Here is a 23,506-nt window from a genome sequence, read left to right as displayed (position 1 = left end):
TTTGATTTGACCCAGTCTTGATGGGAAGTGGCAATATGTTTTTTAATCCAACGCTTGGCGTTTGATGGTCGATTTGATGATTTTGACAATTTTTCATATTTGATTTGTTTATTTTTTTGAAATTATTATGATTTACTGTATATTTTTCTGGATATTATCTAATATTTTTAGGTAATTTATGGATAATTTTAAGCGATTTCGTATTTTTTCTAGATTTTAAATTATACAGATAATATATTCTTCTCAATAAAACATTTAGTTTGTATAATTATAAATTAAATTCATATCGAACTGATTATTTTTTTCACCAGTAAATTATTTATATGAGGATATGATAAATATATAGATTAGCCACAATAATGGCTAGCTAAAACAACATAAAAGGAGGTGAAAAAGTGATTGGAAAATACTTGGTTGTTACATTAACAGCATCCGCTCATCCAGGGATTAACATAAGCTTCGCTAGTCAACACGGTATTGAAACACTCTCATTACATGAATCATCTTTAGAATTAAGTGTTGAAGAAACGCATAATTCACATGCAAGCGAAGAAAAAATCGAACACCCTAATTTTAACGAGCCAAATCTCACAACACCCAAATATATAAAAGCAAGAAATTTTTCATGTTTCGACCACTGTTTCATGGGAATTTCAGACGCTTTGCCAAGAACCGTCAATGATCATAATGACCAAATCGGCACTGATTTTTTGAACATGTCATCAGCAAATCATCTTTTCAATGGAAAATACCTCAATACACCCATAGTTTCCAATGATTTGATGGGAAATGCCAATTCAAAACCGATTGGCCATGTCATTGATTCTGTTGGCGAAAGCTTTTTTTCAAACTATCCGAATCGTAAAATGTTAAACTTCATGATTTCCATAAACGACTTGCATTATAATTATTCATTTTGCGCAACCTATTATGATGAATATGGGCCGGGAAAAGATTCAAATGAGCTCAAAAGTGATGTTTGCTCAATTGCAGGCTTGAATTCAAGCATGGTTTCAGGAATATGGATAGGGACTTTCTTTAAGGATGATGTTCTGGTATATGATGGGCCGGCGCTAAAGCCTATTGGAAGGCTTAAAGGCCACGCTTCACTCGCTGCTGGAGCATTGAAAGAATCATGCCCTACACCGTATGGGAATGTCCAGAGTATTAAATGCTTATCAAAACAAACAATTTTAAATTTCATTATAGACATTATTGGAAATTCCTTCTTTATTGTAAAACATAATCATATAAACGGGACTCTGGATGACTGTGAACCTTCATTCAAGCGTCATGTTGATTCATGCAATCACGAGCGGCTGCAGGACGCACCGGTATGCGAACGCCTCAGGACCTTTAATGCATTCCAGATTGATGGATCCATCATCGTGGAATTCTCCAATTTAAGCATTGAACATTTCTTTAATAATTATCTTCAAAATACTTTAAATTATTGTACAAACCTATATAAACATGATAAGGGATCATCTGAGAGATTCGCCGCCATGGATGAACATGCAATCTCCCCATCCGAAAACGGCGCAATGGTTAATGGGAACTATAGTATTTTTGAAAGATCAATTGCAGGAAGTGAAGAACATACAGGCGACAGTGCAGATATGGTCAGCGGCCATTTATGCGGTGCACTGTTCGTTAACCAATTAACTCCCGAGGATAATGAAGTAGTACCTCAAAACGATACTATTTTAGAAATTTCAATTATTGAATCTTCAAACATTAATGGACTATTGATGCAAACTTGAAATCAAGTTTTTTTCCGCATAACTTCCTTTTTAGTTTCATTGATTAGGCAAATAGTATAATTTAACTTAAATTCCGGTGCGGCGATTGCTTTCACGCCGCATCCTCATCTTTTTTTCAACTGTCATAATTCAAGCAGATGCATTGTTTTATTGTTCAAAAACTCTATCGTTTTTGTAATGTTTTTTAGATGTTTTTCAATTTTTCATGAAGCATTTTGTATTAGTTTTCACTTGTCAATGTTATATATTGATATTGTCCAACTGGGATTGCAAAAAAATATAATATATTTCAATATTTGCAATAAACTGTATAGCTTAAACTTAATTTTTTGGACAATGTAATAATTTATATACTATGAAGTATATACTATAATCACTGTTCCATAAGAGAATCTTCAATTACCTCTTACTCATGTGGGGCAGTGCAAATTCAATGAATAGTTAAAATCAAATTGGAATGTGGGGCTCATGATCTATTGTTTTTTTCTTCATGTTCCAATCTTGATTTAAATCAAAACAAAAAAATATTATATAATGATGTCTATTTTTTTCATCGAAATTATCCTACTGTATATATTTTTTCCCATAATTTATTGGAATGCATACATTTCTCGATAATGATTTTCTGAAAATTGTCCAGTTCGATATTGGATATTATTTTTTTTCTCAAACTGTAAAATTTTAAAATCAATGATAGTTATACTGTACATTTATATACTAGAAAAGATATACAGTTAATATAACTATTATTGAATTTTGTATTGCAAAAGCTGATTTTATAATTTCATAAACTCAATTTCATGATAGTTTTCACGAATTTTTATTAATTAAATATAATATAAGAGGAATGAATAATGAAAGTTACAAAAAAAATTTTCATTATCGCTTTGATACTTTCTTTAATATTATCTGTATCCGCAATAGCTGCGGCAGAAAATATAACTTTCGACCAAAGCGATATAAGCAAGGATTCAATCGAATCCACAGACAACCTGGGCGCAAGCCAGGACAATTTGAAGACACCCAATCAGTTTCACAAGAGATTGATGGGCAAAACGACAAACTGACAGCTGGAAGCCAGGAAGTGCTTTGCGAAAACCATACGGTTGAAGGAAACACCTTCCAGAACATAACAGACAAGATAAACTCCGCCAAAGAAGGGGACACTATTTTTTTAGGCGGCAAGAACTACACTGGAAACTCAAACATCCAAATATCAAAAAGCAATCTCACAATAATCGGGGGATCAAGCCTGGATGATGAGGCGGTTGCAACCATCGACTTTGCACAATCAGCAAGCATGAGAATCACCGCAAGCAATATCGTCATCAAGGGAGTTAAATTCATAAACTCAAGAACATACGACGGTGCCATAAACTGGAGGGGGGACAACGGCACAATAAGCGACTGCGTATTCGCCAACAATAACGCCAGCAATAATGGTGGAGCAATATACTGGTGGGGAGCCAACGCTTCAATAAGCAACTGCGCATTCTACAACAACACTGCAGGCTCTAACGGTGGAGCAATATTCATGTACGGTGCAAACTCAACAATATCAGAATGTGAATTCTACAACAACTCCGCTACATCTAACGGAGGTGCCATCAACTACTGGCACGACGCCAACGCTACCGTAATCAACAATGAATTTAAAAACAACAGTGCAGGCTATCAGGGCGGTGCAATCAATGCTATCGCATCACTCACCATCGACTCCTGCAGCTTCACATCAAACAAGGCTGTAAAATCAGTGGCGGGCGTCAACCTGCAAGCCAGAAGTATTGTGAGCAACTGTAATTTCATGAACAACTCAGTATCCGGCCAGGACATTGGAGGATTGGCAATTAACAGGGACGCCAACTGCAGTGTTGTTGAAAACTGTACCTTTATAAATAACAGGGCCAACCGTTACGTTGGAGCCGTGAAAGTATTTGCAAATGAGGTTTTAATCAAAAACATCACATTCATTAATAACACGGCTGAATTAAGCAGTGGGGCATTATCCATTGATCACGGGGCTGTAAACTGTACCGTGGACTCATGCAAGTTCATAAACAACACTGCCAAATACCGTGGAGGAGCATTAAACTGGAACGGGCCTGAAGGAAAAATAATCAACTCCCAATTCGAAAACAACACCGGCGTCAACGGGGGAGCATTATATGTTGACGGCGATGGGGCTCAAGTGGAAGGATGCAACTTCACCGGAAACACAGCTTCCAATGGAGGAGCAGTATACTTCGACAGTGACGACGGAACTATAGATGACTGCGGATTTTCAAGCAACACTGCAGATTACGGTGGAGCCATCCACACTATAGGGGACAATATAACTGTCGCAAACAGCAACTTCACCAACAATTCCGCAAACGCCCATGGTTCAAGCATCTGGGTTGACGGACCGGACAATATTCTCAAAAGCAATGACATTGACAATTCACACTCAAACAAATCCGCAATACATGTGACAAACAATCATAACCTGACCATGGAAGGAAACGACATTAAAGGAATAAACATAACCTACACTGAAATCGTAATAGAAGTGAATGAAAAATTCATAGGCCACATCGGCGAAACACTGGAAATACCGGTCTACATTCACGACACAATCGGAGACCCTCTCATAGGTGAAGTGAACATGACCGACATGGAATCACAATACCTATCCCAAGGAAGAGTCACATTCCACCTTGACATCACCTCCGAACACACTGAGGCATTCATGCTCGTCTTAACATTCGAGCACCTGACCCGTGAGATATGGGTTCACCCTGCAAATCCTGAAAAGGCGATTGAAAACATAACCCAATCAGATGACGATTCACTTGAAATCAAATTCCCTGAAGATGCAACAGGAAACGTCACTGTAATCATTGCAGGCAAAAACTACACTGCAACAGTGGCCAACGGTTCAGCACTCATAAAAATCAACGAATCATTAAACGGAACCTACAATGCAGAAGTAATCTACACAGGAGATGAAATCTACAGGAACATGACCACAAGCCTGAACGTAACCGTTAAAAACTCAAACGTCACAGTGGTTATCGAAGCCGGTGACAAGATTGCATTCGTCAATGAAAGCATTCCAATTCCGGTAGTTGTTAAAACCAGTCTCGGTGACATGTTGTATGGTGAAGTGAGTCTTTTACTTGAAAACGGAACAGTATTATCCACTCTAGCATTGGATAATGGCGAAGCCACATTCAAAGTGCATGTGCCTAACGCTGTAGTCAAGTTTAATCTCATCGTCAAGTATGGTGATTACAGCAAAAGCATTAAAATCGAAGTTGTTGATCCTAAAAACCCAATCGAGGGAATCAGTCAAGCTGAAAATGGCAATGTTGTTGTTAGTTTGCCTTCCGATGCCAAAGGTAATGTCACATTGACTGTTGGAAGCAAAAACTATACTGTACCTGTTGTTAACGGTACTGCTGTTGTTAACGTCACTGACTTGCCTAATGGAACATATCCTGCAACCTTGACCTACTCCGGAGACGGCAAGTACGATTCCATGACAAGCAACATGGATGTTACAGTTAAAAACTCAAACGTCACCGTGGTTATCGAAGCAAGTGATAAAGTGGCATTCATTAACGAAACCATTCAAATACCTGTAATCGTTAAAACCAGTCTCGGAGACCTGTTGTCTGGTGAAGTAACCGCATTATATGACGGTTTGGAAATGGATAGTCGTAAATTGGAAAACGGCCAAGCAACATTCAGCCTGCAAGTGCCGGACATTCCATATAAGTTCGAGATGACCTTCAAGTATGGAAACTACACTAAAACCATTCAAATCGAAGTAGTGGATCCTAAAAAACCGATTGGTGGAATCACACAGCCTGGAAACGGCACTGACTCCGTGATTGTTAATCTGCCATCCGATGCCAAAGGCAATGTCACTGTAACCGTTGGCGGTAAAAACTACACTGTGCCAGTGGTAAACGGCACTGCAGTCATCGACATCAATGACCTGCCGAATGGGGAGTATCCTGCAACCGTAACCTATTCAGGCGACGGCAAATATGATGGAATGACTCAAGACATTAAAATAACAGTCAAGAACTCCAAAGTAAACCCAGTCTACAGGATCACCGGAGGCAAAGACATCAAAGTAATCTACAGTGGAAAGGCAACCTACAAGGTTCTGGTAACCAAGGACGGCAAGGCTGTTGTCGGTGAATACGTCACCATCAGCTACAACGGCAAAAACGTTAAGGTAAAAACTGATGCGAAAGGATATGCAAGCTTAAAACTCGACACAATGGTAAAGGTTAAAACCTACACTATCAAAGCAACATATAATGGTGCATCAGCCACTAACAAGGTTAAAATCGCACAATTGATCAAGGCATCCAACAAGAAGGTTAAAAAGTCCAAGAAAGTCACTAAGATCAAAATCAAGCTGAAAAAAGTAAACGGCAAGTACATTAAAAAGAAAACCCTTAAAATCAAGTTCAACAAGAAGACCTACAAGGTTAAAACCAACAAGAAGGGTGTTGCAACTTGGAAGGTTAAAAAGTCAATGCTCAAGAAATTGAAAGTGGGCAAAAAGGTTAAATACACTGTGACTTACGGAAAAGCGACCTTGACCAAGAAGTTAACCATTAAAAAATAGGGAATCATCCATTCCCCTATCTTTCTTTTTTTTCACACCGAAACCATTGTCACTGCGCAGCCAATCAAATCTATTTTTTTAAATAATATAAGCAACATAATAATAGTATTATAAACTAACTATTTAGGTTGGGATTAATTTTGTTTGAATCATTAAAAAAGAAATTTTCACGAACCAGTGAGAAGCTGGAAGAGGAACTAATAGAAGAAGCAGAAGCAGAAGACAACCTTCAGGAGGAATCCGGTTCAAGATTCTCATTCTTCTCATTCGGAAGAAAAAAGGAGGAAGAAGAGGAAAAAGAAGAGGAGGAAGAGGAAAACCTTCTTCCGGAACCTGAAGAAGAGGAAAGTGAAGCAACACAAACAATCGAAGAGGAAACACCTGTTGAGGCTGAAGAGGAAGCTAAGGAAGAGAAGAAATCCGGCTTCTGGAGTTTCGGCAGGAATAAGGATGAGGATAAGGCTGAAGATGAGGCTGAAGAAGTCGAAGAGGCTGAAGAGGAAGCAAAAGAGGAGAAGAAATCCGGCTTCTGGAGTTTCGGCAGGAATAAGGATGGGGATGAAACAGAAGAGGAGGCTGAAGAAGTCGAAGAGGCTGAAGAGGAAGCAAAAGAAGAGAAGAAATCTCACTTCTGGAGCAGGAACAAGAAGGATAGTGAAGACAAGAAAGATGTCTCCGCTGACGGCGAGGCAAAAGGCGGAATATTCTCCTTCGTTCGTGAAAAAACCATCCAGGAAAAGCACGTTGAGGACATACTCTTCGAGCTTGAAATGGAACTCCTCCAAGGGGACGTTGCAATGGAAGTTGCAACCGAGGTCGTTGAAAGCGTAAAGGACAATCTTGTCGGAAAGAAAATCAAAAGAAGCAACGACATAACTGAATACACTTACTACGCGCTCAAGGATGCAGTAGAGGAAATCATCTCAATTCCAGGCAAATCCATGACTGAAATGATTGAGGAGAAAAAATCCCAAGGCGAACCGCTGGTCGTCATGTTCGTCGGAATCAACGGTACAGGCAAGACCACCACTATCGGTAAGCTCGCAAACTACTACCTTAAGAAGGGATACACTCCAGTCATAGCCGCATCAGACACATTCCGTGCAGGAGCAATCGAACAGGTGACCCATCACGCAGACAACGTCGGGGTTAAAATCATCAAGCACCAGAAAGGCTCAGACCCTGCCGCTGTGGCATTCGATGCAGTTGAGCATGCAAGGGCCCAAGGCAAGGAACTGGTCCTAATCGACACTGCAGGAAGGATGCAGACCAACATCAACCTCATGGATGAGATGAAGAAAATCAAGAGGGTATCCAAACCTGACCTTGTAATCTTCGTCGGAGATGCCATTACAGGTAACGATGCAACCGAACAGGCCCGTAAGTTCAACGAGGCAATCGACATCGACGGTGTAATACTCACCAAGGCCGATGCGGACAGCAAGGGTGGAGCATCACTCTCCATCGGCTACGTAATCCAGAAGCCAATCATGTTCCTCGGTGTAGGTCAGGGATATGATGACATCATGGAATATGATCCTGAATGGATGCTCAACCAGCTCTTCTCCGAAGAGGATGAGGCGGCTTTACTAGAGGAGTAGAGGATGAAAATAAAACACGTGCTGCTGATAGTGCTTGTAATACTGGTGATAATCGCCGTATGGGCAACAGTGTTCAACGGCAATGATTCACAGGAGGTCAAGATGGCCGATAAGGAAAACGTATCCGTCGCAGTGACAGGGGACGTCATGTTTGCAAGGAAAATGCCCAATGTGTTGAGCATGGACTCCTCACCATTCAACGGGGTCAGCGACGTCACATCCAATGTTGATTTGCTGCTGGTGAACTTTGAAAACGCAGCAACAGCCACCGGCGATGCGCTTAAGGGCGATGTGCCGTTGAAATGCGACCCGAGCTATGTTCCATTATTGAAGGCGAACAACCTGACGGTGGCCGGCCTGGCAAACAATCACGCACTTGATTATGGAGTGCAGGGAATGAAGGACACTATCCAGAACCTCAAGGACAATGACATCACACCAATGGGAGCCGGTGAAAACGAGGATCAGGCTCACCAGGCAGTGGTCAAGGAGGTCAACGGGCGCAAGATCACAATCCTGAACTACATGGACTCCGAGAACTTCGCAGAATACTCCTACGATTCAATGCCATATGCAAACGGTTCAAACCCAGGATACTCAGCATACGACTCAGAGGATGCAAAGGCGCAAATCAGTGAAAACAATGATTCAGACATGATAATCGCCTACATGCACTTCGGAAATGAGTACTCCAACTCCCCGAACGAGAACCAGGAAAAAATCGCCCATGAACTCATCGACTACGGTGCAGACATTGTTATAGGCTCACACCCTCACGTCACACAGGGAATAGAAATGTACAATGGCAAGCCAATCTTCTACAGTCTTGGAAACTTCATATTCGACCAGTCCAACACTGCAACACACTCCGCTTACTTCGTTAAGATAGACCTCGTCGCTAACACAGGAGAGTGCACAGTCTATCCGATTTACATTTCAAACTATCTTCCTCAGCACATGAGCCCTGAAGATGGAAGCTCCCTTTTAGGCGGATTATCCCCTCAATGCAGTCAAATGAAAATCACCGATGAGGGAACAGGCAAATTAACTTTCAATTTAACTGATGGCTGATGCTGTCAGTTAAACTTATTCCATTTTTAATTTTAAACATGTTTAAGCAAATGATATTAGCCTCATTAATCATCAATTTACCTAACTTAAATTCAAGTTACATGAGCTTATTATTCTAATTTTTATAATATTTATTCTTTTAAACATGATTATAATATATTTTTAACTGATTTTCAAGGATTTAACCTTGTATAAAGTGATTTATTTATTAAAAAGATTTATATATGTTTTTTCATATAACCTTAAAGTAGGATGGTGAAAGAATTTCGATTAAAAAAATGATATTCATAGTGTCCGCAATCACAATAATGCTTGCCATTATGGGTGCAGCAAGCGCCTATGGCGAGGTGAACGGGACACAGGAAAACTTGTCTGAAATGCCAGTTGATGGGGGCATTTTAGATGAAACCGATCAAAGCCAAATAGGTGAAAATCAAACGGAACCGATAAAAACATCACTTGAAAGCGATGACGATACGGTGGTTAAGGGAAATGAAGTGTCAGTTAGACTGACTGATGAAAACGGCACTGGAATCGCAAACAAGACCATTACAGTTGAACTCAACAAGAAATCAACCAAAATCCAGACTGGAGATGACGGTGTCGCCAAATACAAGGTTAATGTCAATCAGGGAACATACACTATCAAGTACTCATTTTCCGATGACGCTTATGCTCAAAGCAGCCTTTCAAAGGAGCTCCTGGTCGTATCCACAACAGTCTCCAAGATCAAGGGCTCAGACTACACCGCATACCTCGGAGCGGCCAACACCTTCACGGTCACATTGACAGTGGGCGGAATGCCGTTGGAGGGAAGGGAAGTGACCTTCAAGATGGCTGGAAAAACAATGGTCAGGAAAACAAACTCCAAAGGAAAGGCCACTTTAAGCATCAAGGACGTTTCCCGGGCAATATACACAATCACCTACACTTACGCCGGCGAGGACAACATCAAGCAGTCAACAGGCACAAGCAAGATAACAGTCAAGAAAGGCGTGCCAATCAAGATTACAAAATATTATTCTAAAATCTACAGGAAGAAGCAAAGCGGAAAGTTCAAGGTCAAGGTAGTAGACGTGAGAGGCAAGGCATTGGCCAAAAAGAAGGTCACATTCAAAATCAACAAGAAAACCTACACAAAAAAGACTGACAAGAACGGCATCGCCACAATCACCATCAAGCTCAAGACAGGCTCATATAAGGTGAAGGCATCCTGCGGCAAAACATCAACCTACAATAAGGCATCAAAAACCTATAAAATCAAGGTCAAGCCAAAGCAGGCAAGAAACAATGGAATGTGGCTATTGTCAACAGACATGAATAAAGTCGACTTCGACAAGCTCAAGAAATACGGCTTCAAGCACATATTCCTCAACGCCAAGGCCATTGAACGCTACGGCAAATCCCATGTCGAGTCATGGATAAAGGAATCCAAGGCCCATGGAATCAAGGTTCACCTGTGGATGCAGGTCTTCTACAAGTCAAACAAATGGTTCAACCCAATCAAGAAGGGCAAGATCAACTACAAGCTTATAAATGAACGGGTCAAGGAAGCCAAGAAACTCGCCAAGGTCAAGGGAGTCAGCGGAGTGCATTTCGACTACGTGAGGTATCCTGGAAACGCCTACAAGTATGATGGTGCCGTCAAGGCGGTGAACACCTTCATCAAGAAGGCGACAAAAGCGGTTCATAAGGTGAACAAGAAAATCATCCTCTCCGCAGCCGTCATGCCCGAGCCGTCAAGCATGAAGAAGTACTATGCCCAGGACATTCAGACAATGGGCAAGTACCTTGATGCGATACTGCCGATGGTGTACAAGGGCAACTACCATGCGGGACACTCCTGGATCAAGTGGGTGACCAAGACATTCTCCAAGCAATCCAAGAAAGCCAAGATATGGACCGGCCTTCAAACCTACAAGTCAGACGCATCACTCAAGAAGCTGCCGGCCAAGGAACTGATGGGAGATGCCGATGCAGCTGCGCTAGGCGGAGCATACGGTGTGATACTCTTCAGGTACGGGCTTTTCAACTACATTAACTTCAACGAGGTATAGAGATGAAAAAACTATTATTATTAATATTCATAACGTTGGCACTGTCCATAACGGCAGTGTCAGCCACAGACAACATCACTGAAGTCATAAGTGATGGAGACGATGAAATCATGGCCCAGGAGGTACCAATCACTGAGGAGATAATCAGTGAGGAGGCTCAAGAGGAACCTGTTCAATCAACAGTCCAGAACGAACCGGTAAGCGCCAACGAGTCCAGTGAGGAGCCAGTCAAGACAACCTCAAAAATCACCACCTCCAACGTAAATGGCTACACAACATTCACAAGCACGCTCAAAATCAAGCTCACATCAAACAACACTGCACTCTCATCAAAGCCGATAAAGATAGTGCTCAACGGCGTGACATACAACAAAAACACCGACAAGAACGGTGAAGTCAGCCTAAACGTCAACCTCAAGAAGGGAACATACACCGCCCAGATAACATATGAAGGCGACAATCAAACCACTCCCGCCTCAGCCTCATCCAGAATAACAATCAACGAGGCAGTAAAGACCAAGCTGAAGCAGGGCGACAAGGACATCAACTACCGTCAAGGCTCAAAATGCCTGTTCTACGTGAAGCTGGTTAATTCCAATGGCAAGGCCATAAAGAACCAGTACGTCACAATAAAGGTCAACGGCAAAACCTACAAGGTAAAGACAAACAAGTACGGAAACGCCAAAATATTCCTTAAGCTCAAGAAGGGAACATATAAGGTCAAGTACTCATTCAAGAAAACCTCACCGTACCTTTCATCCTCCGGCTCATGCAAGATAAAGGTGAAATCCAAGATGGGCAAGGGAAACGGGTACTGGCTATGGTCAAGCCATATGAACAGCGTAAGCCTTAAAAAACTATCCAAGAAGGGAACCAAGCAAATATTCCTCCACGTCCATGCGATAGCACTCTACGGCAAGGGATCCGTGGTGTCATTCATCAAGAAAGCCCATAAGCATGGCATGAAAGTTCACCTCTGGATGCAGGTATGCTACTCCAACGGAAAATGGGTAAGGCCGATCAATGAGAAAAACAAGATTAAATACGGCTTTTTAAACGGCAAGATCAATGAAGCAAAAAGATACGCCAAGATTAAGGGAGTGGACGGTATACACTTCGATTACGTGCGCTTCGGCGGAACAGCCCACCTCTACAAGGACCCTAACCGTGCAATCAACTACTTCATGAAAAAGGCATCAACTCAAATCCACAAGATTAGGCCTAACTGCATAGTATCGGCGGCGCTTATGCCCGAGCCGAAAATGATGACCTACTATTACGGTCAGGACGTTTCAACAATAAGCAAATACGCTGACGTGTTGCTGCCGATGGTTTACAAGGGCAATTACCATAAGCCAACCAAGTGGATAACCTCCGTGACCAAGACATTCACCAAGCAGTCCAACGGCGCCCAGGTGTGGACCGGCTTGCAGTCATACCATTCAGACAACAACGCAAAGAAACTGACCCAATCCAGCCTCCTGAAGGATGCAAAGGCCGCTAAAAAGGGCGGAGCATATGGCGTGGTGCTTTTCCGTATTGGAATAAGCTGCAACTTCAATTTCCTGAAAGCCAAATTCTAGATATTTGGCTTTCCACATTCACTTTTTTTTAAGCATTATTGCCTTCACTTTGAAAAATTCTTATCACTCTTCAATTTTGATTTTACTTCATAATATTGATTTAATAAATTATTATTTAATGTATTCTTATCAATATTGTATATAATTGAAATATTGTCCATTATTTGGAATATAATGTAGTATGTGCATGTAAACAAATTTGCAATTTCCGGAAATTCGGGAGGAAAATATGTAAAAACAAAAAAAGCAACTAGGATGCACTTGATAAAGGTTTTAGTCAAGGTAAGTTTGCAATGGCCCTTAAACTTAAAAAAGAAATAGGCATTAGGGAATCCGCCAGAATCAGTGGCTTTTCCGTTCGAGAACTTGAAAACGGATAACTTTTTTTACCATTTCCTCTTGGACAATGCCTTCAGTCGCTTCTTTTCCAAATCCTTTTTCTTATCTGACTGGTACTGCCTGTTCTGTCGGGTGGTGGTTGTCTCATTGTTCCTCATGACTGTCACAAGGTCGATGCTGTTGTTGCTGCAGGCCATGAGTATTCTGATTTCCTTATAATCCTTGTTCAATGGGGCTTCATACACTACAGCATACTTGTCAGCTTCAACATGCTCCCAACTGATTGGCTCCTCTTCCATGAGGCAATCAACAATGTATTCTCTTTTTATGCCGTTGTCGGATAGTCTCTGGAGGAAGTGCCTGTTTTCAAAGCACCAGTTTATGCTTGCGGTGTCGCCCATTAGAAATTTGTCAAAAACATTCATTAATATTTTATATGTAATAAGTAACATAAATAACCTTATGAGTGAACAGAAAGCACAATGGGATTCGTCTATAGCATTCATTTTTGCTATGATTGGGGCGGCAGTTGGTCTTGGAAACATCTGGCGTTTTAGTTATGTGCTTTATTCTAACGGTGGAGGGTCATTCTTCATCCCTTACCTTATCGCTATTGCTATCATGGGAGTCCCATTCTTAATACTAGAATATGGTGTGGGATTCTCGTTCAAGGAATCTTTCTCGAAGATAATGAACAAAATCAATCCGAAGTTCGAGATTATAGCTTGGATTTTGGTGTTATTCGTATTTGTAGTCACAATATATTACATGGTCATCCTGAGCTGGGACCTCGTGTATCTCGGGTCAAGCTTCACGTTCAGCTGGGGAACAAACGCAGCAAACTACTTCGTCAGCACTGTCGGGGGAAGCTCAAACCTGTCAAATGCAAGTTTCCTGCTTATACCAACAACCGTTGGCGTGCTCCTATTATGGGTGGTTTTATGGTTCATCTCACATAGGAATGTTGACAAGGGAATAGGTATGGTGTCTAAAATCCTGATTCCTGCATTGTTCATAATCATGGCGTTCATAATCATCTACGCATTGACACTGCCTGGTGCGGGACTGGGTGTTTCAACACTCCTGTCACCTGACTGGGGTAAATTGACTGACGTCAACATTTGGCTTGCAGCATTCGCACAGATCATCTTCTCATTGAGTATGGGTCAGGCAATCGCACTGACATATGCAAGCTACCTTCCGGAAAACTCAAAGCTAATTGACAACGTGCTAATCGTGGTTGCATCCAATTCACTGTTTGAGATATGTACCGCTTTCGGAGTGTTCTCAATACTCGGTTACATGTCACACATCTCCGGAACCCCGATGGTACAGCTGATTACGGAAGGAACTGGACTCATATTCATCGTGTTCCCGATGATTTTCAACATCATGGGTCCGATCGGCCGTGTACTCGCACCGCTGCTCTTCCTTGCAATACTCTTTGCAGGAATTACATCAGCACTCGGGTTCTTCGAGCCTATGCTCAACTCAACCGGTGACAAGCTTGGATGGTCACGTACAAAAACAGCCACAGTATTGTCCATTATCGGATGCATCTTTTCATTGATATTGACAACCGGTATCAGCAGCTACCTTGTGGGAATCATCGACTCATTCGTAAACGAGTTCGGCATACTTTTATTAATAGGTATCCAGTGTATAATATTCGCATGGTTCTATGGTGTGGATCATTTCATTCCTGCACTCAACGAGTGCTCAACATTCAAGGTCGGCACAATATGGTCATTCGTAATCAAGTACCTGCTTCCTGTCGTATTGATAGTGATGTGGGCCATAGGTATCGTTCAGCTGTTCTCAACCGCTAAGCAGTTCGAGATAATGATCGACGTGATAATCATAGTTGCAGTCATGGTTGCTGCGGTTGTGTTGACAAAAATAAAACCAAGGGCAAATGATGAATAGTCATTTGCTTAACTTACTCTTTTTTTAATAATTCTTATATGCATCATATCCCGCATAGGCATGATAGGCGGTGTTTATAAGGCTTCCCGCAGGATTGTTCATGAAAAACCAGATGAGAATGTGCAGGGCGACCGCTCCAGCAAACAATGCCATTGCCTTTTTACTGTCGCTGCATAGGTACTGGCCGAGGCCGGGGATTATGAATGAGAATATTGCGTTTCTTAATGAGTTTTCAGTCATGGATTATGCTATGTCTTCTATGCTATTTATTTTTTATATATTTCCAATGTAAATTATTTTTAACTTCATTCATTTTTTTTAATAAATTATGAATTTATTCCATTTTAAGATTAAATAATAATACATTTATAATATTTTATAGGAAAATATTAATGATTATTCAATTATTAAAATAATCTAAAATGAGTATTTGTACATAAATTAAATATTTTGGAGGAGTTACTATTGAGAAAAAATCGACGATTATACTGGTCTGTATGATTTTCGCATTCCTAGTTTGCATGACTGCAAGTTTTCAGCTACTGACTTGGATATGCAACTGAATATTGCAGACGATGATGTAATATCAATTGATGAAAACTTAAATGAACAATCATCACAAGAGACTAATGAATAAAATGACAATCTCAGTGTTGTCGATGACGGCAAGATCGCACCTGAAGGTGAAATCATTGACATCACAGCCAACGGAGTGCATTATGTTGCTAAAGTGGACAAGAACGGTTATGCAAGTCTTAAAATCACTTTGCTTCCTAAAAAATACACTATAACTGCTGAATATAAAGGATTCAAGACATCAAATAAGCTGGTTGTCAAGCAGACACTCAAGGTTGTCAAGAAAACCATCAAGGTCAAGAAGGGCAAGAAGATAACCATCAAGGCCACCCTCAAATGGGCCAACGGCAAGGTCATCAAGTTCAAGTTCAAGGGCAAGACCTACAAGGCCAAGACCAACAAGAAAGGACTTGCAAAGGTAGTTATCAAGAAGAAGACAGTCCTCAAAAAGCTTAAGAAAGGCAAGACCTACAAGGTTAAGGTGACCTATTCTGTCAAGCACAAGTTCTGCAACGGCTATCAGACAGTCAACAATGTCGTCAAGTGCAAGGTGAAAATCAAAAAATAAGGAGTGATGCTCCTTATTTTCCCTTTTCTTTTTTTCAAAACAAAATCAATACCACAATGCTTACTTTTATGACTAATTATTTTAATAGTATTGTTAAATTCATATTGAATAATTGAGCATTGAATGAATTATTTCAATGTTTTATCATTTTCAAAACCAATCGTTTCATGGCACTATATACCAAAAGCTATTAAAAAGCAATTTTCATAAAATAGTTAACATTATCTTATATGAAAATCAATAGTTAACCAAGGAGAAGAGCATGAAAACCGATAAACTAATTATTCTACTGGCAATGCTTGCAATAATATGCCTCGCGTCACATGCATATGCCGAAAATAACATTGACTACTCAAACAACTCCACCAACATAACATTCGAAGGGGTGGAATTCACAATACCTGAAGGATTCGGACAATTGAAAGACCACGAGGACTACAATGACCTCGGCTCCGACGGCAGCACCTGCTTTTACATGAACGAGGCAAAAGGGGAAATCCAAATCACAGTAATATCAGACTGGATGGGAATGAGCCTGGATGAGCTGTACAAGGACGGGGCAACAAAAACCCATATCAACGGTCATAAGGGATGGAACTACACTGAAGATGGCCTTCACTACTTCGCATACGTTCACAATGACAATGGAATACTGGTGGGAGTCACCAATGAAACAAGACTCTTCGAAGTAATATTATAATCTATTTTTTTTAAAACAAGCTCGTGTTAAGCCTAAAGGAAAGGATGGATCCTTTAGGACTTAAACTAAAAAAATTTTTTTTAGTGCAACACGGGAATGTGTTACAATAATTAGTTAGTCGAATGTCTTATTTAAAGATATAATTATTTTTATATGCCTAAAAATTGTCCTAAATTGTCCGTTTCCTAATTAAAGGTATATTGTAATTTATTTTTTCAAAAATTTTTTAAACGATGAATGCTAAATTCAAGATTATGAAAATCAAAATCATAATCACTCTACTGATAATCGTAGGTTTCATGGGTTTTGTTCATGCAGAACCATTCACCCCAACAAACGGGACATTCGCATTCCAGGAAGTTGACATTCATGAAATCAACGGAATCAACTTCACCATCCCGACAAAATATAACATGACCCATGAGGGTTACGGTGAAATGGACTTCAAGGGCGATTTCGACAAGATCAAAATCAAGGTCACAGACAACGGCAAAATCAAGAAGGTGAAATCCGACAAGTCCAAAAACATCTCCTCAGGAAAGTCAATGCTCGGATCCGTTAAAGGATACCTTGTCAACAAGAACGGAACATACACATTCTCATACAGGGAGGATGGCAAGCTAGTGGTCATCAAATCAACCAACATGCCGCTGATGATCGGTGCAATCGGCAAGGATTAAATCAATGCAAATGATTAGTCCTCAGCAATACTCGATAATTAAAATAATTGCAATCTAATTGCATAGTCAATGTAATGTTTTCCTTTCAAAAAACTTATTTTAACATGTAGCTATAAACAATTAATCACCTAACATTAAAGGTGATTCAAATGAACAAGAAGGTACTGGTGATACTAAGCCTGCTCGTTATAATGGCAGGCACAAGCATTATATATGCCGCAAGCAATGAAAACACCGTGCAGGTGGATGAATTTGAATTCAACATTCCGGATGGATTCGTTGAAAACGTCACAGCCGAAGCGGTGAACGAGAAAACATCATCCGGCGGAGTCGAATACACCTACTGTCAAAAGCTCTTCGAAAAAGGCTTGTTTGAGGCAATATCCATACTAGTGGCAGAATATGGCGGATACGAAGTGACAGACGAAATCGTAAGCGCAATGGGTGGAGAAAAAACAACAATCAACGATGTCGACGGTTACCTGGGCAATGAAAGCGGAATATTCATATTCAGCTACCCTAAAGAAGGCAAGCTCGTTACAATAACCGCAACCGATAAGGAACTTTTCGACGAAATCGTGATAAAGGAATAAGTTATTTAAGCACTTATTACCAATAGTATTAAATATGGATTTCAACAAAAAGACAATAATTATCCTTCTGGTGATAATCGCCGCACTCTTGATAGTGGGTGCAGCGGCCGCAAAAGGGGACACAGGCTCCAAAACCAAGAAGGTCACAGTCAAAATCCACAACTTCCAGCCGGCAGTGCTATGGGGGCCTAAGGCCGTCAAGTTCAAGAACGGCGATGCAGTGGCGGGTTATGTGACCTACACAGGCAACATGCAGTTCGACAAGGGAACAGGCGTGACAGCATGGTATCTTGGAAGCGGAATCGACGGGGACATCGAGCCCCACCACACCAAGTTCGTAAAGGCGAAGTTCTTCTTCAAGAACAAGAAGGGTAAGGTAAAGACAAAAACCGTTAAGGGAACAGGTGCCCACATAAGCACCAAACTCATCAAGGGATACACTCCATACAAGGCCACCGTATGGTACAAATCCTACTAAAAAACTTATTTTTCGGGGATGAAATCCCCTCAAACCATTTTTTAAAAGGTTTCATGGAATTCTGGGCGAAAGTTGTCTGGGAGTGTAATATTGCTTTTAGAGTGAAAAATTGCACTGGATATGAAAAATTGTCATTATATAAACTTATTTTACTTATTAGAGTTTTGTTATAACTTAAAAGTTAATTTTAAATAATTTAAAAGATATATTATTTAATCAGGTAAATTAGAGAGGTTTTTAAAATGTCAAGATTTCAGGAAGACATGATATTTAAAAACGTCAATGAAGACGATGCAAGAATATTTCTAGATATTCTGGGTAAAAAATCTAAAAAAGTCAAGATAATGACAACCGAGCTGCGACAACTCGACCCTGCAACATTTGTCCCGGATATAATTTTGGAATTGGATGATGAGATACTGATAATAGAACTCCAATCAACAGAAGTTGGAAAAAAACATCATCAAAGATTCCATATATATGTGGCAATATCAGACTATAAATTCGATGGAATGGGAAAGGAAGTGAATCTATGTGTTTTTACTACTGTCGAGGAGTCAAAAAAGGTCCATTACTATGTGAACAAGGATAATACATTCACTTATGAAATAATTGGCCTGTCAGAATATGACAGTGATGAAATTATTAATACTATTAACGACAAAATAAAAAGCAATAATGAAATCACTGAAAAAGAGTTAATACTATTCGCTTTAGTGCCAATCATTGAAAAAACAGGTGATATTGACGGATATGTAGAATATGTTGTTAACACATTGCTGGAATTGAATGGATTGGCACCTTCAATCAAGGCATTGGCTTATGGGATTGAATGGTTAATTGTGGACAAATTTGTTAATGACGAACAAACAAGAAATATCTTGTGTGATAGATTGGGTGATAGAATGAGCTTAATTCATGAGTATGGAGAAAATAAAGAAAATAAGATTGTTAGAAATCTACTTAAATCTGGAATGAGTGCTGAAGTGATTGCTAAACGTGCTGAAGTTCCATTAAGTAGGGTTAAAGCTATTGAAAGACAATTGAAATCAAAAAAATAATACATTTTCTTCAAGTTGTTATGGATATTTTAACATTATTTGTAAGAATTATCCGGTTTCTTCAAGCCGGTGGCGTTCAAAGAATAAAACATGATTGAGAAATCAGTTCATATCTGGTTTGAGAGTATGTGACTTCCAAATCTGCTAAAATTCCATTAAACAGGGTTAAATCCACTAATAATAAAAAAATAAGTTAAAAGAATGGATTCATTCATCAATTCTTTTAATGAACTTTGCAGGATTTCCCGCAACAATCGCATTGTCCGGAACGTCCTTTGTCACAACGCTTCCTGCACCGACAATACTGTTCTCGCCGACTGTCACGCCAGGAAGTATTGTGGCGGCAATTCCAATCCATGCGTTCTTCTTGATATGGATCGGCTTGGCATAGGTTCCGCTCCTGTTTTCAGGGTTGAAGTCATGGTTCAGGGTTGTCAGGTTCACCTTAGGCGCTATGAAAACCCCGTCCTCAAGGGTTATTCCACCCCTATCCATGAATGTGCACAGCTGCTGGATTACAACGCCTTTCCCGATGCTTATGTTCTTGCCGTAGTCCACATAGAATGGGGGCATGAAAAAAACTGACTCGTCAACATCCTTTCCGATGATTCTGCTTAGGTATTCAAGGTTCTCCTCTTTGGTATGGACTCCTGAGTTGAGTTCACGGCACAGGCCCATTGTCTCCAGTATTATTTCCAAAATCTTTTCATATTCCTGATCATCTGTTGAAATCAGCTCTCCGGCAAGTTCTCTTTCAAAAATGTTCATGGTAATCACGGGTAATAGTTTTCAATTCTGAACATATGTAAATTATGTTACATTCATATGGGACAATTGAATAATTCACAAAAGCACAAGTGTGCACATGCATCAACACGCCTAGTCGCACTTCAAAAACACCTATTTTAAATGAAGACAAATATTAGTTTAGGCAATGTCCGGATTTGCCTGGAAATCCTACTTAAAATTATTTGTTCAAGATTGGGAACATTATCGATTTTAAATGGGATTTTTATCGAAAAAGATCTTTTTCCTGGTAAAAAAAATTAAGAAGGGGTTAGATGATGCGAGAAAGAAAAGTTGATAAGCCATTCAATTTCGGATACACAATCATGAACAATGAATATCCGAAAGAACTGCACAACTGTCTAAAAGTTCCAGGAATTTTCAGGAAAAAAGTAAACAATAAAGTATATTTAAAGGATGGAATCATGGGGGAAATGGATAGCTCTTATATAGTTGACCCGGATTATAAGCAGATTTTCGAGCCGATGGTGGCGAATGGTGAGCATCAATCCACACCGGTCGATGAAAATAAGATTCGGATGATAAGCAAATATGGAATTCAGCAGATACATGATGAGAACATGCCTCAATTCTCATTTGTTGCTTCACACATTCCAAAAGAAAAACATGTGCAGTCCCATTGCCGTTCTCTCTCAGATATTGTTAGGCCATACTTCCTAGACCTTGGCGAGGAGGATAATAAGAAAAGATTAAGTATGGTGAAGAATATACTTAAAGAACAAGGCACATTCAGTAATGAAGATGCATTGAATCTTGGAATAATTGCGTTATTTGCTCCTAGGAACATTGCCTGTGAGGTAACTGAGGAAGTCGTGGAGATATATGCTGAGATTTCAGGTCAGTTGTCTGCAAAAATGGAATTCACATTGTATTCTGTTTTAAGGGCAATGGTGGATGCATACTTCGATGATGAAGAAGATTTCAACAGGGTGATGACTATCATGAACGAAAACACTACTGAAGGAACTGTTGAAAAAATTGAGTCACTTGATTTTTTCAAAAACAAAGTTAAAGAAGTTGAAGAAATTAATATTAGGGCCAATGATAGGATTAGCAAACTTGAAGCGGTCAATCATAATGCCAATGATAGGATTAGCAAACTTGAAGCGGTCAATCATAATGCTAATGATAGGATTAGTCAACTTGAAGAAGCTAATTCTACTCTCCAGGAAGAAATTTTCAGGTTAAAAAAGCAGTTGGCCAGCAAATAGGAATGCTGATTATCAGTATTCCTGTTCTATCTTTTTTTAGTATGTTTCATACGAAATACTGTAGTTTCGGTTTGATGTTTGTTATTCCCTTTGCAAATGATGATTTGAAATTATATCCCATGCCATATTCAAGAATTAAGAAAGGCACTGCCAATACCAATATTGCTGTAATGTAGGGGATGTAAAATGCCCCTCCTCCATTTGAGTATAGGACATAAGGGTATCTCCAAATGTTTCCCAAACCCACTGCCGAACCGATCATGGCCAGAATGAAGGACATGTTGCTGCTCCACTGGTTTTTTTCTTTTGACATTTAACGCTTCCTTAACAATAGTTAATGTTATGTTACATTTTTCATTTAAATGTTGGCTTTTATTCAATCAAAAGACGTTTGGGCGCTTTCAACATCTTGGTGTGGGTGAATATTTTATGAATCGATGGTGTTTTAAAAAAAAAGAAAAGGTGAGGATTTAAAGAATCCTCAAAAAGTTTTTATCTTGCTTTTACATAGCATTTTGCAGTGTTCTTAAGTGTTTTGCCGTTTACTTTTGCCTTGTAGGTAAAGGTTGCCTTGTACTTCTTGCCTTTCTTAAGCTTCTTGATTACTTTCTTAGGCACTTTGAATGTTGCAATTCCTTTCTTGTTGGTTTTTGCCTTGTAGGTCTTGCCCTTGAACTTCAAGTAAACTCGTTTCTTCTTAAGGACTTTCTTGCCTTTGAGTTTGACTTTAATTTTAAGTTTCTTGGCTGTCTTTTTAACTTTCACTGTCTTTTTAACAGGTTTGACAATGGATTTGACTGTCACCTTGTTTTTAGTGGTGAAACCCTTATATGTTACAGTGATAGTGTGTTTTTTAGCAGTTAAACTTAACTTAAGGGTGGCATAACCGTTTTTGTCTGTTTTAACAGAGTAGGTCTTGCCTCCAACATTCATGCTAACGACTTCTCCTGCTCCAACATAGCTTCCGTCATCACCTGCAATCCTGACCTTATAGTTGGCATTGTCAGCGAAGTAGATGCTCATGTCCTTGTTTTCAGTGATTCTTGGGACTATCTTGAGGTTAGTCAACTTGTACTCATCGGTTACTGGGTTGACGATTGCAATTGCATAATCTCCTGCAGCCAGCTTATTGTTGAAGTTAAAGACTCCGTTGGAATCTGTTTGGACAGTGAATGTGTTTGTGTCAACCTTGATTGTCACATTTGCGTTTGCAAGCGGTAATCCGTTGGCATCATACAGTTTTGCGGTATAATCCAATCCGCTGTTGTATCCTCTGGTCATGTCGTAAGCCTCAATAGTTGCCTTGCGGGTTACGGTGAATGACTTGTTCATTGAATCATAATTGTCATCGCCGCTGTAGACAACGGTAACATTATTGGATCCAACAGTCAAGTCTTTGACAAGGATATTTGCGCTTCCATTGGTTAAGTTAACGACTTGTGACAATTTGCCGTTCACATATACGCTCACGTTTCCACTAGCGTCTGAAGGTAATCTGAACTCCAGTAAAGGTGCGCCTGTAGTCTCGTTTGCAAATTCAATGTCGACTTCTGATTTTGCCTTGGAAACATTGAATGTTGTGGAGTCTGTTCCTGAGTAGTTGCCGTCTGTAACTGTGACATTGGCAGCATGGTCACCTACAGTCAAGCCACCAACAGTGAAGCTTGCACTACCATTTTTGACATGTACAGTGTATGGTGTGTTATCAACGTAAACCAAGTATTCCCTGTCGACATCTGCTTTGATTATGATGTTGGCATTGGTGCCGTAGGTTATGTTTTCGACGGTGACTTTGGCATTTGTTTGTTTGATTGCTACGTTGAATGTTGTGGAGTCTGTTCCGGAGTAGTTGCCGTTTGTAACTG

The 23,506-nt window shown here is 40.0% G+C and carries 20 protein-coding genes and 1 pseudogene; 15 read left to right on the top strand and 6 right to left on the bottom strand.

Features of this window, described 5'->3' with window-relative positions; translation table 11 throughout:
* The first annotated feature begins 395 nt into the window (after nt 1–395).
* The 7 genes from QZU77_RS04815 to QZU77_RS04785 all read left to right on the top strand — a co-directional run bounded on the left by QZU77_RS04815 (nt 396) and on the right by QZU77_RS04785 (nt 12,702).
* Nucleotides 396–1,763, top strand: a complete 1,368-nt coding sequence (locus tag QZU77_RS04815; RefSeq protein ID WP_295600816.1) for a hypothetical protein — start codon at nt 396–398, stop codon at nt 1,761–1,763.
* 854 nt (nt 1,764–2,617) lie between these two features.
* Entirely contained in the window at nt 2,618–2,830 is a 213-nt protein-coding gene (locus QZU77_RS04810) for a hypothetical protein (protein WP_295600813.1), read from the top strand.
* Between the two features lie 17 nt (nt 2,831–2,847).
* Nucleotides 2,848–6,390: an Ig-like domain repeat protein gene (locus QZU77_RS04805; RefSeq protein ID WP_295600810.1), complete on the top strand. Its 3,543-nt coding sequence runs from the start codon at nt 2,848–2,850 to the stop codon at nt 6,388–6,390.
* Nucleotides 6,391–6,530: 140 nt separating this feature from the next.
* Nucleotides 6,531–7,991, top strand: a complete 1,461-nt coding sequence (ftsY, locus tag QZU77_RS04800) for a signal recognition particle-docking protein FtsY (protein WP_295600807.1) — start codon at nt 6,531–6,533, stop codon at nt 7,989–7,991.
* A 3-nt stretch (nt 7,992–7,994) separates the two neighbouring features.
* Nucleotides 7,995–9,062 carry a CapA family protein gene (locus QZU77_RS04795; protein ID WP_295600805.1) on the top strand — a complete coding sequence of 356 codons (1,068 nt, stop codon included), beginning with the start codon at nt 7,995–7,997 and terminating at the stop codon, nt 9,060–9,062.
* A gap of 278 nt (nt 9,063–9,340) precedes the next feature.
* Complete coding sequence (locus QZU77_RS04790) at nt 9,341–11,119, top strand: putative glycoside hydrolase (protein WP_295600802.1); 1,779 nt, start codon at nt 9,341–9,343, stop codon at nt 11,117–11,119.
* A 2-nt stretch (nt 11,120–11,121) separates the two neighbouring features.
* On the top strand, nt 11,122–12,702 hold the full coding sequence (locus QZU77_RS04785; protein ID WP_295600799.1) for a putative glycoside hydrolase: 1,581 nt from the start codon (nt 11,122–11,124) through the stop codon (nt 12,700–12,702).
* Nucleotides 12,703–13,088: 386 nt separating this feature from the next.
* On the opposite strand, the gene QZU77_RS04780 is transcribed toward QZU77_RS04785, so the two are convergent.
* Nucleotides 13,089–13,466 carry a hypothetical protein gene (locus QZU77_RS04780; protein ID WP_295600796.1) on the bottom strand — a complete coding sequence of 126 codons (378 nt, stop codon included), beginning with the start codon at nt 13,464–13,466 and terminating at the stop codon, nt 13,089–13,091.
* 37 nt (nt 13,467–13,503) lie between these two features.
* Here QZU77_RS04780 and QZU77_RS04775 point away from each other — a divergent pair, with 37 nt between their 5' ends.
* Nucleotides 13,504–14,967 (top strand): sodium-dependent transporter, encoded by a 1,464-nt coding sequence (locus QZU77_RS04775; RefSeq protein WP_295600793.1) that lies wholly within the window; start codon nt 13,504–13,506, stop codon nt 14,965–14,967.
* A 24-nt stretch (nt 14,968–14,991) separates the two neighbouring features.
* On the opposite strand, the gene QZU77_RS04770 is transcribed toward QZU77_RS04775, so the two are convergent.
* Both QZU77_RS04770 and QZU77_RS04765 read right to left on the bottom strand, forming a co-directional pair.
* Nucleotides 14,992–15,207, bottom strand: coding sequence for a hypothetical protein (locus tag QZU77_RS04770; RefSeq protein WP_295600790.1), 216 nt, complete (start codon nt 15,205–15,207; stop codon nt 14,992–14,994).
* 243 nt (nt 15,208–15,450) lie between these two features.
* Nucleotides 15,451–15,666, bottom strand: a complete 216-nt coding sequence (locus QZU77_RS04765; RefSeq protein ID WP_295600787.1) for a hypothetical protein — start codon at nt 15,664–15,666, stop codon at nt 15,451–15,453.
* A 13-nt stretch (nt 15,667–15,679) separates the two neighbouring features.
* Here QZU77_RS04765 and QZU77_RS04760 point away from each other — a divergent pair, with 13 nt between their 5' ends.
* The 6 genes from QZU77_RS04760 (at nt 15,680) to QZU77_RS04735 (ending at nt 19,623) form a co-directional block, all read left to right on the top strand.
* Nucleotides 15,680–16,111, top strand: coding sequence for a hypothetical protein (locus tag QZU77_RS04760; RefSeq protein ID WP_295600785.1), 432 nt, complete (start codon nt 15,680–15,682; stop codon nt 16,109–16,111).
* Between the two features lie 262 nt (nt 16,112–16,373).
* Complete coding sequence (locus QZU77_RS04755) at nt 16,374–16,811, top strand: hypothetical protein (RefSeq protein WP_295600782.1); 438 nt, start codon at nt 16,374–16,376, stop codon at nt 16,809–16,811.
* A 254-nt stretch (nt 16,812–17,065) separates the two neighbouring features.
* On the top strand, nt 17,066–17,491 hold the full coding sequence (locus QZU77_RS04750) for a hypothetical protein (protein WP_295600779.1): 426 nt from the start codon (nt 17,066–17,068) through the stop codon (nt 17,489–17,491).
* A gap of 149 nt (nt 17,492–17,640) precedes the next feature.
* Nucleotides 17,641–18,084 carry a hypothetical protein gene (locus QZU77_RS04745; protein WP_295600777.1) on the top strand — a complete coding sequence of 148 codons (444 nt, stop codon included), beginning with the start codon at nt 17,641–17,643 and terminating at the stop codon, nt 18,082–18,084.
* A 34-nt stretch (nt 18,085–18,118) separates the two neighbouring features.
* Entirely contained in the window at nt 18,119–18,562 is a 444-nt protein-coding gene (locus QZU77_RS04740; protein WP_295600774.1) for a hypothetical protein, read from the top strand.
* Nucleotides 18,563–18,804: 242 nt separating this feature from the next.
* Complete coding sequence (locus QZU77_RS04735; RefSeq protein WP_295600771.1) at nt 18,805–19,623, top strand: hypothetical protein; 819 nt, start codon at nt 18,805–18,807, stop codon at nt 19,621–19,623.
* A gap of 207 nt (nt 19,624–19,830) precedes the next feature.
* Here the strand turns inward: QZU77_RS04735 and QZU77_RS04730 are convergent, their stop codons facing one another.
* Nucleotides 19,831–20,391, bottom strand: coding sequence for a sugar O-acetyltransferase (locus QZU77_RS04730; RefSeq protein WP_295600768.1), 561 nt, complete (start codon nt 20,389–20,391; stop codon nt 19,831–19,833).
* A gap of 293 nt (nt 20,392–20,684) precedes the next feature.
* Here QZU77_RS04730 and QZU77_RS04725 point away from each other — a divergent pair, with 293 nt between their 5' ends.
* Nucleotides 20,685–21,641, top strand: coding sequence for a hypothetical protein (locus QZU77_RS04725; protein ID WP_295600765.1), 957 nt, complete (start codon nt 20,685–20,687; stop codon nt 21,639–21,641).
* 55 nt (nt 21,642–21,696) lie between these two features.
* On the opposite strand, the pseudogene QZU77_RS04720 reads toward QZU77_RS04725, so the two are convergent.
* Both QZU77_RS04720 and QZU77_RS04715 read right to left on the bottom strand, forming a co-directional pair.
* Nucleotides 21,697–21,954 (bottom strand): annotated as a pseudogene (locus tag QZU77_RS04720) (sodium-dependent transporter); the annotation flags it as partial.
* A gap of 179 nt (nt 21,955–22,133) precedes the next feature.
* A partial coding sequence (locus tag QZU77_RS04715) for an Ig-like domain repeat protein (RefSeq protein WP_295600762.1) occupies nt 22,134–23,506 on the bottom strand: 1,373 nt, incomplete at its 5' end.

The sequence above is a fragment of the uncultured Methanobrevibacter sp. genome, assembly GCF_902774605.1.
Taxonomy (GTDB): Archaea; Methanobacteriota; Methanobacteria; order Methanobacteriales; family Methanobacteriaceae; genus Methanocatella.
The sequence above is the reverse complement of the archived record's forward strand: the minus strand, read 5'-3'. Positions and strand labels throughout refer to the sequence as shown.